General features: G+C 36.4%; 11 protein-coding genes. 4 read left to right on the top strand and 7 right to left on the bottom strand.

Annotated features, from left to right (window positions below; translation table 11 throughout):
* Positions 1–21: 21 nt before the first annotated feature.
* Positions 22–1,101, bottom strand: a complete 1,080-nt coding sequence (gene fbaA / locus GO621_RS12115) for a class II fructose-bisphosphate aldolase (RefSeq protein ID WP_157567380.1) — start codon at positions 1,099–1,101, stop codon at positions 22–24.
* A gap of 186 nt (positions 1,102–1,287) precedes the next feature.
* Between fbaA and accD the strand changes: the two genes are divergently transcribed.
* From accD to GO621_RS12100, 3 genes are all read left to right on the top strand, one after another.
* Positions 1,288–2,133, top strand: coding sequence for an acetyl-CoA carboxylase, carboxyltransferase subunit beta (accD, locus tag GO621_RS12110; RefSeq protein ID WP_157567379.1), 846 nt, complete (start codon positions 1,288–1,290; stop codon positions 2,131–2,133).
* Positions 2,134–2,212: 79 nt separating this feature from the next.
* Complete coding sequence (locus GO621_RS12105) at positions 2,213–2,482, top strand: DUF3072 domain-containing protein (protein WP_157567377.1); 270 nt, start codon at positions 2,213–2,215, stop codon at positions 2,480–2,482.
* Positions 2,483–2,556: 74 nt separating this feature from the next.
* Positions 2,557–3,147, top strand: coding sequence for an arylesterase (locus GO621_RS12100; protein ID WP_157567375.1), 591 nt, complete (start codon positions 2,557–2,559; stop codon positions 3,145–3,147).
* A 41-nt stretch (positions 3,148–3,188) separates the two neighbouring features.
* On the opposite strand, the gene GO621_RS12095 is transcribed toward GO621_RS12100, so the two are convergent.
* Positions 3,189–3,479, bottom strand: a complete 291-nt coding sequence (locus tag GO621_RS12095; RefSeq protein WP_157567373.1) for a hypothetical protein — start codon at positions 3,477–3,479, stop codon at positions 3,189–3,191.
* A gap of 1,343 nt (positions 3,480–4,822) precedes the next feature.
* Between GO621_RS12095 and GO621_RS12085 the strand changes: the two genes are divergently transcribed.
* Positions 4,823–5,278 carry a hypothetical protein gene (locus GO621_RS12085; protein WP_198170230.1) on the top strand — a complete coding sequence of 152 codons (456 nt, stop codon included), beginning with the start codon at positions 4,823–4,825 and terminating at the stop codon, positions 5,276–5,278.
* 23 nt (positions 5,279–5,301) lie between these two features.
* Here the strand turns inward: GO621_RS12085 and GO621_RS12080 are convergent, their stop codons facing one another.
* From GO621_RS12080 to GO621_RS12060, 5 genes are all read right to left on the bottom strand, one after another.
* The gene (locus tag GO621_RS12080; protein ID WP_157567369.1) at positions 5,302–5,850 is read right to left on the bottom strand and encodes a DUF4251 domain-containing protein; all 549 of its coding nucleotides are present in this window, start codon (positions 5,848–5,850) and stop codon (positions 5,302–5,304) included.
* A 94-nt stretch (positions 5,851–5,944) separates the two neighbouring features.
* Positions 5,945–7,339, bottom strand: a complete 1,395-nt coding sequence (locus GO621_RS12075; RefSeq protein WP_157567367.1) for a hypothetical protein — start codon at positions 7,337–7,339, stop codon at positions 5,945–5,947.
* Positions 7,340–7,349: 10 nt separating this feature from the next.
* On the bottom strand, positions 7,350–10,133 hold the full coding sequence (locus tag GO621_RS12070; protein ID WP_157567365.1) for a TonB-dependent receptor: 2,784 nt from the start codon (positions 10,131–10,133) through the stop codon (positions 7,350–7,352).
* A 137-nt stretch (positions 10,134–10,270) separates the two neighbouring features.
* The gene (locus GO621_RS12065) at positions 10,271–11,614 is read right to left on the bottom strand and encodes a histidine-type phosphatase (RefSeq protein WP_157567363.1); all 1,344 of its coding nucleotides are present in this window, start codon (positions 11,612–11,614) and stop codon (positions 10,271–10,273) included.
* 167 nt (positions 11,615–11,781) lie between these two features.
* Positions 11,782–14,109 (bottom strand): FdhF/YdeP family oxidoreductase, encoded by a 2,328-nt coding sequence (locus GO621_RS12060; RefSeq protein WP_157567361.1) that lies wholly within the window; start codon positions 14,107–14,109, stop codon positions 11,782–11,784.

The raw sequence follows: 14,109 nt of genomic DNA, 5'->3' as shown, positions 1-14,109 counted from the left end.
TATGGGTTTATTTTAAGTAGCTTATAACTTTTCGTTTACATTGATGCAATTTAAATCATCAAAAGCAGTAGTAAGGCGTTTAACAAAGTTTTCTTCGCCTTTGCGCAACCATACACGTGGGTCATAATATTTTTTATTGGGCGAATCGTCTCCTTTTGGATTACCAATCTGTGTTTGCAAATAACCTTCGTTTGCCTGATAGTAATGCAAAATACCTTCCCAGAAAGCCCATTGCATATCAGTATCTATATTCATTTTTATAGCTCCGTAAGAAATAGCTTCGCGGATTTCTTCCTGAGAAGAACCAGATCCGCCATGAAAAACAAAATCGATTGGTTTTTCTGCAGATAAATTAAAATGTTGTTTTACATACTCTTGTGAGTTGTGTAAAATTACAGGCTGCAGTTTTACATTTCCAGGTTTGTAAACGCCATGTACATTACCAAAAGCAGCGGCAACTGTAAAACGGTGGCTTACTTTACTTAAATGTTCGTAAGCATAAGCTACATCTTCCGGTTGGGTATATAAACGGGAACTGTCAACATCTGTATTATCAACACCATCTTCTTCTCCGCCGGTTACGCCCAATTCAATTTCTAAAGTCATGCCTAATTTAGCCATGCGCTCCAGGTATTTGGCAGAAATTTCTATGTTTTCTTCGATTGGTTCTTCGGATAGATCAAGCATGTGGGAAGAAAACAACGGTTTGTTATGTTCTTCAAAAAAGCGTTCTCCATGGGCAAGTAAACCATCAATCCAGGGCAAAAACTTCATGGCAGCGTGGTCTGTATGCAAAATAACAGCAACACCGTAATGTTCTGCTAATAAATGTACGTGCCTTGCAGCCGAAACCGCACCTAAAATACAGGCTTGTAATTGATCGTTATTAAGTGATTTACCAGCATAAAACTGCGCACCACCGTTAGAAAGCTGAATAATAACCGGAGAATTAACAGCTTTTGCAGTTTCCATTACTGCATTAACAGAGTTGGTATTAATTACATTAACTGCCGGTAAAGCAAACTGGTGCTTTTTAGCAAGTTCAAACAATTGCTGTACCTGGTCGCCGTGCAGTACACCTTTCAAATTTTTAAGGTCCATAATTATGATGTTCTTTTTTAAGGTACCGAAGGTAAGCAAAATACAAACTTTGGCAATAAAATCTAAAAAATTAACCTCGTATAAAGCAATTTATACTTCCCGGAACAATTTTATATGCCGATGCTTTTCTAAACATAAAACACGATGATTTTTTTTCGTTAATTTGTGCTTTAAAAAAAAGTATAGATGGCTTGGTTTAAAAGGGAAGAAAAAGGAATTATTACAACTACACAAGAGAAAAAAGAGGCTCCTGATGGTATTTGGAACAAATGCCCAAATTGTAAAAAGCCGCTTCATTATACAGAACAGGTGGAGAACAAATACGTTTGCCACTATTGCAGCTATCATATCCGAATCGGTTCTAAAGAGTACTTTTCTATTCTTTTTGACAATAATGAGTTTACAGAACTTTTTCCAAACCTTATCTCTGCCGATCCATTAAACTTTGTGGATACAAAAAAATATACTGAACGGTTAGAAGAAAGTAAAAATAAAACAGGTTTAAAAGATGCCATACGTGCAGCACATGGCCAAATAGAAGGCCATGATTTGGTTATTGCCTGCATGGATTTTACTTTTATCGGCGGATCTATGGGTTCTGTAGTAGGCGAAAAAATAGCCCGGAGCATTGATTATTGCATCGAACACCGGATGCCATTTCTGATGATTTCAAAATCCGGGGGCGCGCGGATGATGGAAGCTGCTTTCTCTTTAATGCAAATGGCAAAAACATCAGCTAAGCTTGCCTTGCTTGCCCAGGCAAAACTTCCTTATATATCTTTATTAACAGATCCTACAACTGGCGGCGTTACCGCTTCTTATGCCATGCTGGGCGATATTAACGTATCAGAACCTGGCGCATTAATTGGTTTTGCCGGCCCGAGGGTTATCAAAGAAACCATAAAAAAAGATCTGCCAAAAGGATTTCAAACTGCAGAATTTGTATTAGAGCATGGCTTTCTTGATTTTATTGTTGACCGCCGAAAAATGAAAGAACAGCTTGCTGCATTTATCAAAATGATGGATAACTAATATTTTTAGCTTTTTTACTGTTTTTTTAAAACAATCGATTTTGTTTTGGGTTGATTTATGACAACCAATGCAAAACAAAATGAACTCAACAGAAAAAGACAAACAGTTTGATCAGGACAAAAACAATACTCCTGATAACAGCAATTCTTCAACCGATAATACCAACACCATAAAAGATCCGGATACCTGGACAACAGGCGATGAACCGATGACAGGTGCACAACACTCGTATTTGAAAACCCTGTCCGATCAGGCAGGAGAACAAGTGGATGAAACGTTAAATAAAGCAGAAGCATCCAAAAAAATTGATGAGTTGCAGCATAAAACCGGCAGAGGACTGGAACATTAAAATTAATTTACAAACAGTTAGCAGGTAGTGCTTCTTTTATCGGCAATTTTTCATTCTATAATAAATTTATTTTAATGCCGGAAGATTATAATCCTTACCAAAGCAATCAGCAAAAGTTAAAACACATTTTATTTTTTGGCAACAGCCTTACTGCCGGATATGGTTTACCTGCAAACCAGTCTTTCCCGGCTTTATTGCAGCAAAAAATCAACTCGCAACAGCTTTCGTACCATATTGTTAATGCAGGTTTAAGCGGTGAAACTTCTGTCGGCGGAAAAAACAGAATTGCAGGCCTTTTAAACCAACCAATAGATGTTTTTGTACTGGAACTTGGAATTAACGATATTTTACGCGGGATAACAGTTGCAGAAACCAAAAACAATTTGCAATTTATTATTGATACAGTAAAAAACAAGCAGCCAAATATTAAAATGATTTTGTTAGGGATGGAACTTCCGCCCTTTTTAACCGGAAATATTTTAATAGAATTTAGAATGATATTCAGGCAATTGGCGGACAAAAACCAGATGGCTTTTTTACCTTTTTTATTACACGGAGTTGCAGGTAACCGTTTGCTAAACTTAGCAGATGGCGTACACCCAAATGCAAAAGGATATGAAATTATAGCAGAAAATGTATGGCAAGTGCTTAAAACAATATTGTAATAGCATACTTCTTTTATCAACAAAAAATATGCTTTGTACAACTAATTTAAACAGCTGTATTTTTTTGATTTAGCTATAGTTAAAGTGGTTAAAACAGCAATTATAAATCTATTTTTATCAATCAAATCCTGTGTTTTAACTATCCAATATTGAGAAAGAAAAATTGTATTTGTAGTTTCTAACTCCTTTAAATATTTACAGTAATCTGCTTCAGTAAAAAAAATCATTTTAAAAACATCATTGGTATTAGATACCGGCATTGGTAATTGATGCTTTTCAAAATCTGCCGCAGTAAACCTTGCAGGTACAATCTCTAAAAAAACTTCATTCATTATAAATATCAATTGAATTGCATTAATTCTGTTACAATAATTCAAGCATTTAAATAAGCTATACTTAAAATTTATTGTAACAATGATACTTACGGTATATTAAAAACTATGATTATCATTTCCGCGTAAATTATTTATGGAAAATTACATAATTTATCGTAATCTGAAGTTGGAACTGAAGAAAAAAAAAGTAAAACTTTCAGATCTGAAAAAAGAATCATCCAATATTATATCTGAGATTAATTCGTTAGAAGTTAAAATTGAAGAAGATATTAACGGTTTAAATATGATTTTTGATTATATTATTTCTAAAAGAAACAATTTATAGTGAACCGAATTGTTAAACCAAAAACCATTATTTATTTTAATGAAATACCTTTTTATATTGCTAATGATTTTAGGTTTAATCTCCTGTAGCAATAATCCAAAACCCAAAGTTACCGACCAATTAAAAGCCGCAGAGGATACCAGTAAAAAAGTTGATACAAAAAAGAAAGCTATTTTAAACCATAGGTTTTAAATAACGAAGTTGTTTAAACTTTTAGGCTTCGTTTAAATAGGTACAAGGCCCTTCGGTAGGTTCAGGACCGTGCCCATGCTTCTTTTACCGGATAAAAATTGGTGTTTTCCTGCATTTGAATAATCAAAAAAACAACGACCAACATTTTTAGGTGATAAAAGAAGCATCAGCCTAAAAATCAAAACCTGAGCATTAAGGCCTGTTTAAAATTTATTCCGCAATTTTTTGTATGCTTCTTTTTTTGGCTAAAGCCGCTCCCTGTGTTTCTACCAACCCACGGCCTTTAGGCCGTGGCAATTTTAAAGTGTGTTTTTACGACAACCTTTGTTTACCAATGCTGGATTGCCCTGTGCGGACAGGACGCCCGGGCCATGTTCTAATTGGCCGTTGCCACGGCCTTCAGGCCGTGGACAAAGGATAAGCGGCAACAGGCTTTAGCCAAAACCACAAAACCACAAAACATTTAAAAAATCATGGCATAAAAGGGGCATCAAAACAAAAGGACAAAATTTAAACAGGCCCTAACATTTTTGAGGTGATAAAAGAAACATCAACTACAGAAATTAAAAACCAGCGGTTAATATTTTTAAGCGATAAAAGAAGCATCAACCCAAAAAAAAGAGGGCCAGAAAAAAAAGTTTAAACAAGTTCAATATTAAAAGCAACGGTTAACTTTAAAATTAGAAAGTACTGCTGCTTTTTTAATAATTTAACGGTCACTCAAATGGAACGATTCAAATCTCATAAAAATATGCTTCTTTTATCGTATATTTTTCTCTGAAAATTTACGTTAATTAGCTTTAGCATTGCAATTATGAACCGCATGAATACAATTATGCTTAAAACCTTACTGAGTACAATTTTTAGTTTTACCATTTTATTCTGTTCTGCGCAAAACAAACTGTTAACTTATCAGGACCTGCAATACATTATACAAAACAACCCTGCTTTAGTTAATGATTTTTTACAGCAGAAAGATTATCATTTACAGCCCGGTTCAAGTAATACGGAAACACATTTTTTTGAACTTTATGCCGATACAGATTATACAGATATTCTAATCGCCCTAAACAAGCGGCGTACCATTATCCGGTTATCTACCACACATTTGCCTCAGGTAGAAATGATACAAAAAGCATTAGCTGCTTATCCTTTTAAAAACAATAAAGACGCTAAAATTTACCGGATTAAAGATGGAACAATTTCTACTATTGCAATGAAAGAAGATGGGCAGCAGGTAAATGGAACTAAGCTTTATACCTTTGAAGTGGAAAACTAAACCTTAATTTGACCGTGCTTCTTTTAAGAGGCTTTTTTCTTCTTCGGAACATTTTCTGTGATGTAACCATCAAAAGAAATAGATTGTCTGTTTTCGCTTGTTACACTTAAGGTTGCATATCCTGCTTCAGAAATATCAAGTATAAACTTGCGCGTTTCTTTTACATCATGAGGCACAATAATTACTTCCCAACCGCTTCTTTTAGATAAAACACTGTTGTAATCAAAGTTTTTAGATTTAAATTGAATGCCTGTTTCTTTAGGATCAACGGGATTAATTGGCGCTACGTAAGCACGTCCAAAATAAGGCAAATAACTATCAACAGAATCCTTAGAAACCACAACATTATAATTGTAGTTTAAATTGATAGTGCCCCATCCAAGCGGATTAGCCCTTTCTGCCATAAAAATATAGTTTTGGTTATTTACCATTTTTTTAACGGCATCTAATTTTTGTTGTTTTTTTTGTGCCCTTGTATTTTGTTGAGCTTGAGCCTGTACTTTGTTATAAGCATTAAAAAGCAGGCTTATTAATAAAATTGCACGTATTGAAAAACTATATATACTTTTCATAATGAAAAACCGATATTAGAATGTTAGTATGATAACAAACTAACCATCACAAAAATTGTGCGCAATTTTTACCTGGTAAAAGAAGCATTACGATTTAATGCTGGTTTCCCGTTCCATCAGATTGGTAAGCACCAATATCTTTTCCTGGTAAGGTAATTGTTGCACCATAATTACCGGTAGTGATAACTGCCCTCATTGGCGTAAAATCTGTTTTTGACTTATTGATGCCGGGCGAATTGCTTTCAGTATTGAAATTAGAATTACTAATACTTAACAGACGATAAGGTTGCAGATTGGCAGTTATCGGGCCAGGATTAGCTGTAAAATTATAAGTGTTTACATCATAACCATAAAACAGCGGATTATTTTGCTGCGGTGTTGTTGAGATAATGTCTGCACTTTTTTTAACTCCAACACCATCTGCAGAATAAAACTGTGCAACTATTGCAGGCGAATAACCATAGAAATACTGATTATTATAAACCACGTTTGCAACATCCGCATCACTTGTAATGCGGATACCGAATCTGCAATTAACAATCAGGTTATTATAAATAGCTCCTCTTGCTCCTTTTTCATAATCGATAGATCCGCCCCTACCTGTTTTTGTTTGCCTGAAACCACCATTAATCATCGTGTTGTTGTACATGTTAACGTTACATTGCGTACCTGATGTTCCGGCATCAGATGCTTTTAATGAATTAGTAGCAGAACCAATACACATGTTATAAGCAAGATCACCAACTGTACCACTTTTCATGTTAAAAAATTCGCCGCCAACTCCGCCGCAAAGCTCAAAAGTATTTCTCATGATACTGATTTTACCTCCGGCTGTACGAATGTTATCATCTTTAGAACCAAAAAACCAGGAATCTTCAACAATAAAATTCTTTTTAATGTTAGCGAAGTATATCATCCATCTTGGGTCGCCTGAGGCATAAATAGCAGCATCATTATTAGGGCCAGCAGGAGAGCCTGCAAATTCCATGTGTGTCCATTTGATAATTACATCACCACCAAGCGGAGTTGGATTTGAAGCCGTTGCAGCTGCAGGCGTACAAACCATACCGCCCCACCATCCCTGGAAAACATTAGTATAATTTTGAGTAGCTGCTTGTGCATGTAAATCTGCAGCATTGTTAACCGTGATATAATTAGGTTGATCTTTTGTTCCTAAGCTGATAAAGGTCCCATGATTAAATATTTCCGGTGCAGTTGCTGCTGTTTTTCCATCTCCTAAAGCGATTAATTTCACACCGCTTTGCATTAGCAGCGTGTCACCATCATTAATTGTAATATCTGTACTAAAATAATAAGTTTTTCCACTCAGCATAGTGCCTTTTACACTGCCTTTTAAAGTATCAGATTTAATAACATTTCCAGCTTGCACTAATGGAACTGAAATGTTTACGATTTCTTCTTTATGGCAAGCATTTAACAACAAGGTAAGGCCTGCGGCTAAAGCAAACTGATAAAATACTTTTTTCATGTTGATTGAATTATAATTTATAGCGAAGCCCGATTAAATAATATTGCTGATAGCTGTCTTTGCGAACAAATGTATTTTGTCCGGCAGTTTGGAGTTCAACTACTTGACCACTCATAGGATAAGGCCTTCTGATTTCTAATTGATAAGGCGTATTTAGCAGATTGTTAATTTTTGCGTAGCCATATATTTTTTTAAACAGCCGCTTTTCTGTCGAAAAATCTAATGTTACAAATCCTTTTTGCCAAACATCGTTTTCGTAATAAGTTGAAACTGTGTTTATCCTTGCTCCTGTATAAACCAAAGATAATTGGGCATCAAAACCAGTATTAGGTTGTTTGTACAGGAAGGAAAAATTGCCGAGGATTTTGGATTGTCCTTGTAAAGGCCTGCTTTGCAATACAGTTCTTGCTGTTAAAAAACCTTCTCCGTTGCGGTAATCCTCTAATTTTGTAGTTGTAATCTTAGATTCGGTATACGTGTAATTAGCACGGAAACCAAAATTGTGAATGTACTTGGTTACATCCAATTCAAAACCATAATTATAACCTGTTCCAAAGTTGTCTGCTTTTAAAACATAATCTAAGCCAGATTTTTCTAAAGTATATTCTATCGGATTATTTATTTTTTTGTAGAAAACTCCTGCTAATAATTGATCTAAAGCTTTGGGAAAAAATTCATATCGTAAATCAAAATTCTCAGCCGTTACTCTTTTTAGGTATGGATTTCCTACTTCCTTATAATCCGCATCCGGGTCGCCGCCGGTATGTGGTATCAGTTCATAAAACCCGGGCCTGCTAATTGCAGAATAATAAGATAATCTTAAGTTTTGCTGGTCATTCAGCATATATTTGAAGTTCAGGCTGGGCAGAAAATCATAATATTTAATTGAACCTGTTTTTCCTGTTTGTGTATTAGGCAAAGCACTTACCCAGTCTTGGTTGGTGTACTCATAACGCACACCGCCTAAAGTTTGTAACTTGCCGATGGTAAACTTAAACTGGCCATAAGCAGCACCGACGTTTTCGGTAAAATTATAGTTCAAGGCATCGCTTTGTGTACCCTGAATAGTAGATACTACAAAAGTGTTATCATCAATATTACCATTGTAATTTTGTGTTGAATTAGATACCGGTAGCGCTAAAGTATAATTATCATAAGTGCTGTTACGGGTTTTATTGCGGTACATTCCGCCTGCACTAAATTCAACATGAACATCAAAAATTTCCGGTTTAAAAATAAAATTTAAGTATCCGCTTTTATCTTCATCAGTATTGTAACCAAAAATCCTTGTTTGTCCTTTCAAGGCATCAATAGAAACTGGTTGCTGCAAAACCGAACCGTCGGGCTGAGGTGTTCTTCCTGTTATTAAAGCCAGTTCAGAACGATTTTCGTTAGCTGTAGCTTTTGAATAAACAGCAGACCAGTTAATGCTGAAGTGTTTGGCGACATGATGATCGCCCTGTAAGTTAAAATTATAGATCTGCTGAACAGTTTTAACGCTTCTCGGATCTTGTGTTACACGGCCATTTCCAATTGCTGTACGGCCAAGCGTTAAGCTGGTATCAGATGTAAAACGATACTGATTTTGAGTAAGATTAATATACGAAGCATTTAAACTAATGCTATTGGAATGATCAAACCTATAATCAAATTTGGTTATTATAGCAGTTCGTTCCTGCTGAGTACTGTAACTCCGCTTTTCAATACTTTGAACAGAAGGATCATTTGTTGCCGGGTCAACTTCAGTATCAAAGAAAATACTGCTTGTGTTCCGGTACTGGTTTTGATAACTAACAGCGCCTATAGCGCCAAACTTTTTGTTTTTGGTCCTTCCTCCTAAACTTAAATTAAAAATTGTACCTAAAGGTGCTTTAGAATTACTGAAATGTTGCGGATTATTAGGAAAATCCGCCATTGTTGCAATATAATTGGCACCATTATTAATTCGCGAAGATCGGGACGAGCTAATACTTTGATCAAACTTGGTAAAACCATTGGCAGAAACACTTTGCGCATAACCTGTTCCTAAGTTTGCCTGCACGGTGAAAACATCCGGTGCTGTTTTTAGCACCATATTTACTACACCGGCAATGGCATCGCCTTCCATATTTGGCGTAAGCGATTTATAAATTTCTAACCTATCAACAATATCTGCCGGAAAAATATCAAGCGGTACATAACGGTTTTTGTTATCCGGACTCGGGATTTTAATACCATTTACAAGCGTAGAAATGTAACGTTTTTCCATTCCGCGGATGATTGGATATTGAGCTTCTCCATTATTACTGCGTTCCACAGAAACACCGGAAACACGTTGCATCACATTAGCAACGGTAATATCTGGCGAAACTTCTATCGTTCGAGCAGAAACAGCATTTAAAACTTGGTCAGAACGTTGCTCAATTCTACGTGAAGCCTGGTCGCTTCCTGCATCAACTTTTCCGGCAATAGTTACTTCTTTTAACCCATTGCTTTTTGTTTGAAGCGAAATATTAACTGTTTTAACCTCGCCTGCTGCAACTGAAAAAATTGTTTCGGAATCCTGATAAGAGATGAACTTTCCTTCCAGTTCGTAATTTCCCTGCTCAACATTTTTGAAAATAAAACTTCCGTCTAAACCAGTAGCTGTAGAAATTTTACCGGAAGTTTTAATATTTTTCAGTGTAACAACCGCACCAAGCATCGGTTCTCCGGTTTGTTTATCAGTTACTACACCTTTTACAATGCTATTTCCTGCTGCTGTCAGTTTTAAAGAAACAGAAAAAAGAAGGATCAGCAGTAGCAATTTTTTCATCTTGGGCGAATATTAAATTTGCTACAAAGAAAGCTTGCGAACGTGACGATGGAGTAAAGAAGGTGTTAACTTAACATTATTAATATCTGTTGATGTTAAGTTATTATAAACAACAAAACGTATAAATTGAACTTTATCTACTTTAAATTTAGCAAATATTGGTGCATGTCGTCGTTAAGCCCAACCTTTAATGACTTTAGTTTTTGAAGATAAAAATTGCGTACATCTTTCCAGTTATAATAAGGAAACGTTGTGGTTTGCAAACTCTGGATATGCACTTCCTTTTCATTCAATAAAAACTTAATCAGGTAATCTTCACTGCTATTTTTACCGTATAAAATCCAATCAATATTAGAACTAAGCGGAATTACTTTATCAGCCTGATAAACTTGCTGAAAATTTAAAATTGACTTGGATGAAGTAGAAGCTCCTTTCATACCTAATAATGCTGCAAATGGGCCAATAGTTTCTGCATGTCCAAAACGCAGATTAGCAGATATGCTTCTTTTATCGATATAATTTTGAGTTGTATTGAGGAAATCAACCAGCAGCGGAGCAGCAATAATTACCTGGATTCCCATATTATCTGTTCCCGGTCCTTTCATCAAATAATCAGAAGCTGTATCCATCAGGTTTAACGTTTCTAATTCTTTGCAGGTAAACAAAGCATAAAAATCAAGATCAGCAGTTACAAATCCTGCTGCTTTTATTTCTGTTTCTATAGATGGAACGATAGAAGCAAAACCAAAAATATCATCAATAAACTTGTTTACTTCCGAAGTTTTTATTCCGGTCAGGAATTTTTTCGTAAAAAACTTTTTAGCCAGGTTTTTATTAAACTGCTCGATATGATTTTTCTCCTCTAAAAGAAGTATTTGCTTTTGCCAGTCGCCATTTTCTTCAAAAGCTGAATAAGCAGGCGCAACATCATAAAAACGAAGTTCGTCGGTATTGTTATTTTCAAAGCTGATTTTAGGTGATTTACTGTCAATCTTTGCCCCTTCCAAAAAAGCTTTAGCGCTTTGTTCTGTTCTTACTTCTTTAGTGGTAGTAATTTTAATGTTTCCCGAATGCTGAAAAACGGCTTTATAGTTATCAACCATTCTTGCGCCCAGTTGCTGCTGTTCTTTTTCTCCTTCGGAAGATATAAACTTCAGGTTCGGTTGCTCCACTTTCTGCAACTTCATTGCCATTTGCTTCAACAATTTTCCTTTTGCTGTTAAGGCGTTTAAACTGTCGGCCCGTATCAACATTTTCCAGGTAAAAGAAGCATCAACAGCTTTGGTTAAATGCCTTGCGCCGTGCCTGCCAACATGGTTAACAAAAACAGGTTCAAAACCAACTGGTGCAGGTGTTAATTTTTTCTGCTGAGGTTGATAGAGGGTTTTTGTCCCAGAAATATTGTGTCCGCAATTTTGAGCATAAACGCTAAATTGAAGAACCAGGAATAAAAAACTGATTGGCATATACTTCATCATCATAAACAATTTTTTGCAAACTGTAACTTTACAGAACAGCGAAATACGTGTTTTTGCAGAGGAAAGCAATTAAGGCAATGTTAATTTTAGGTTAGGAAATGGTACTAAAAATTAATGCCATAAAAGAAGCATGATACTTCTTTTATGGCATTAAAATCTGACTTGTAAAATTAAGCAGTAACGGGTTGATTAAAAAGTCGGCTTTTCCTAAGTTTTACCACAACTGATTTTGAAGCTGGCTGGTTACTTTTATCAGCAACACTACTAATGGGCACTAAAACATTTGTTTCGGGATAATAAGTAGCCACACACTGCCGGGGAATATCATAAGAAACAATAATGAAGCCTTTTGCTACCCTTTCCCTTCCATCAGAGTTGTTATAAATATCTATCACTTCACCAATTTCAAAACCGCCTTTAATAATATCGGCCGGGTTCATAAAAATAACACGGCGCTCGTTAAAAATGCCGCGATAACGGTCGTCCATTCCATAAATGGTAGTATTAAACTGATCGTGGCTGCGAACGCTCATCATCAGCAGTTCATCTTCTGCAAGTGGTTCAACAACCAGTTCTGTTACATTAAAATTTGCTTTACTATTTAACGTGTCCCATTTCCGTTCACGCGTTCCGTTTGGCAAATAGAACCCTCCTTTTACGCGTACTTTCTGGTTGTACTGTTCAAATCCGTTAACTACTTTCTCAATATCATCCCGGATGTAATCGTAATTCTTTTCAAACTTGTCCCAATCAATTACAGAACGGTTGCCAAAAGTAGCTTTGGCCAAACGGCAAACAATTACCGGTTCGCTTAATAAATGATCAGAAACAGGCTTCAAAACACCTTTAGACATTTGCACTACACCCATGGAATTTTCGCAGGACACAAATTGAGTAATACCATCATGAATATCCAGGTCTGTGCGGCCAAGACAAGGCAAAATCAAAGCTTCTTTACCATGTACCAGATGGCTGCGGTTTAATTTGGTAGATACATGAACGGTAAGATCACAGTTTCTTAAAGCTTCTGCGGTATAATTGGTATCAGGCGTAGCCGATAAGAAATTTCCACCCATGCCAAAAAATACTTTGGCTTTGCCTTCGTACATAGCTTTAATAGAATTCACCACATCCAAACCATGTTCCCTCGGCGGTTCAAAACCATATACTTTTTTAATCTGATCTAATAAAGCTTCGTGCGGCTTATCAAAAATACCAACTGTACGGTCGCCTTGTACATTGCTGTGCCCGCGAGTTGGGCAAGTTCCTGCGCCCGGTTTTCCAATGCTTCCTTTTAATAATAATAAGTTTACCAACTCATAAATAGTATCCACCGCGTTTTTGTGTTGGGTAATACCCATTGCCCAGCAAACAATAATTTTACTTTTCTTTGCTAAAAGATCAGCAACTTCCCGAATTTGATCTATAGAAATACCACAAACTTCTGCTAAATACTCCAGCTCATATTTTTTTATCTGGGAGATAAATTCTAAATAACCAGAAGTATGTTCTGTGATAAAATCATGATCAAAAACAGTTCCCGGTTTCTTTTCTTCTTCTTCCAGTAATAAAAGTTCTATGGCTTTAATTAATGCCAGGTCTCCGTTAACTTTTACTTGCAAAAAGATGTCTGTCAGCCTGGTATTAATACCCATTACCCCTTGAAATTTCTGCGGATTGCTGAAACCAAGCAAACCGGTTTCGTGCAGCGGATTTACGGAAACAATTTTTGCCCCGTTCGCCCTGCCTTTTTGCAAAGCTGTGAGCATTCTCGGATGGTTTGTTCCCGGATTTTGGCCAAGGATAACAATTACTTCCGCTTCGTAAAAATCCTGAAGCTTTACCGATCCTTTGCCAATCCCCAGGTTTTTAGCTAAAGCAAAACTGGTAGATTCGTGGCACATGTTCGAGCAATCCGGCAAATTGTTTGTACCGTATTCCTTCGTAAACAACTGATAAATATAAGCAGCCTCATTGCTGGTACGGCCGGAAGTATAAAAAATAGCTTCGTTTGGATTTTGCAAACCGTTTAAATGTGAGGCAATTGTTTTAAAAGCATCATCCCAACTTATCGGTTGATAATGTGTGGCGCCTTCTGGCAAATACATTGGTTGCGCAATGCGGCCGCTTTTGCTAATGTGGTAATCATCCAGCTTTGCCAAATCTGCAACAGTGTTTTCTGCAAAAAACGGCGGCTTTATACTTTTTGTCATGGCTTCATCGGCAACAGCTTTTGCACCATTTTCGCAATATTCTGCAATAGAAGAACGGTCATCATCAGGATCAGGCCAGGCACAACTCGGGCAATCATAACCTAATTTCTGGTTTAGTTTAAAAAGTGCTTTCATGCCCCGGCTTATAGGCATCTGGCCAAATACGTGTTCGCCGGCAACTACAACTGCATGAACGCCAGCCGCAACTTTGTAAGGTTCACCTAATTTTAAACCGCTAAATTTTTCCGGGTTTTGGGCAGCCGGCTGTTCTGGTTCTTTATTCAT

It is taken from the genome of Mucilaginibacter arboris (assembly GCF_009754915.1).
Classification (GTDB): domain Bacteria; phylum Bacteroidota; class Bacteroidia; order Sphingobacteriales; family Sphingobacteriaceae; genus Mucilaginibacter_A; species Mucilaginibacter_A arboris.
This window is presented reverse-complemented; position numbering and strand designations above follow the sequence as displayed.

Bases quoted from the DNA above. Each gene is read 5' to 3' on its own strand.
- GO621_RS12105 (WP_157567377.1), top strand. From the start codon at position 2,213: ATGAACTCAACAGAAAAAGACAAACAGTTTGATCAGGACAAAAACAAT.
- accD (WP_157567379.1), top strand. From the start codon at position 1,288: ATGGCTTGGTTTAAAAGGGAAGAAAAAGGAATTATTACAACTACACAA.
- GO621_RS12080 (WP_157567369.1), bottom strand. From the start codon at position 5,850: ATGAAAAGTATATATAGTTTTTCAATACGTGCAATTTTATTAATAAGC.
- GO621_RS12075 (WP_157567367.1), bottom strand. From the start codon at position 7,339: ATGAAAAAAGTATTTTATCAGTTTGCTTTAGCCGCAGGCCTTACCTTG.
- GO621_RS12100 (WP_157567375.1), top strand. From the start codon at position 2,557: ATGCCGGAAGATTATAATCCTTACCAAAGCAATCAGCAAAAGTTAAAA.
- fbaA (WP_157567380.1), bottom strand. From the start codon at position 1,101: ATGGACCTTAAAAATTTGAAAGGTGTACTGCACGGCGACCAGGTACAG.
- GO621_RS12070 (WP_157567365.1), bottom strand. From the start codon at position 10,133: ATGAAAAAATTGCTACTGCTGATCCTTCTTTTTTCTGTTTCTTTAAAA.
- GO621_RS12095 (WP_157567373.1), bottom strand. From the start codon at position 3,479: ATGAATGAAGTTTTTTTAGAGATTGTACCTGCAAGGTTTACTGCGGCA.
- GO621_RS12085 (WP_198170230.1), top strand. From the start codon at position 4,823: ATGAATACAATTATGCTTAAAACCTTACTGAGTACAATTTTTAGTTTT.
- GO621_RS12065 (WP_157567363.1), bottom strand. From the start codon at position 11,614: ATGATGATGAAGTATATGCCAATCAGTTTTTTATTCCTGGTTCTTCAA.
- GO621_RS12060 (WP_157567361.1), bottom strand. From the start codon at position 14,109: ATGAATAAAGAACCAGAACAGCCGGCTGCCCAAAACCCGGAAAAATTT.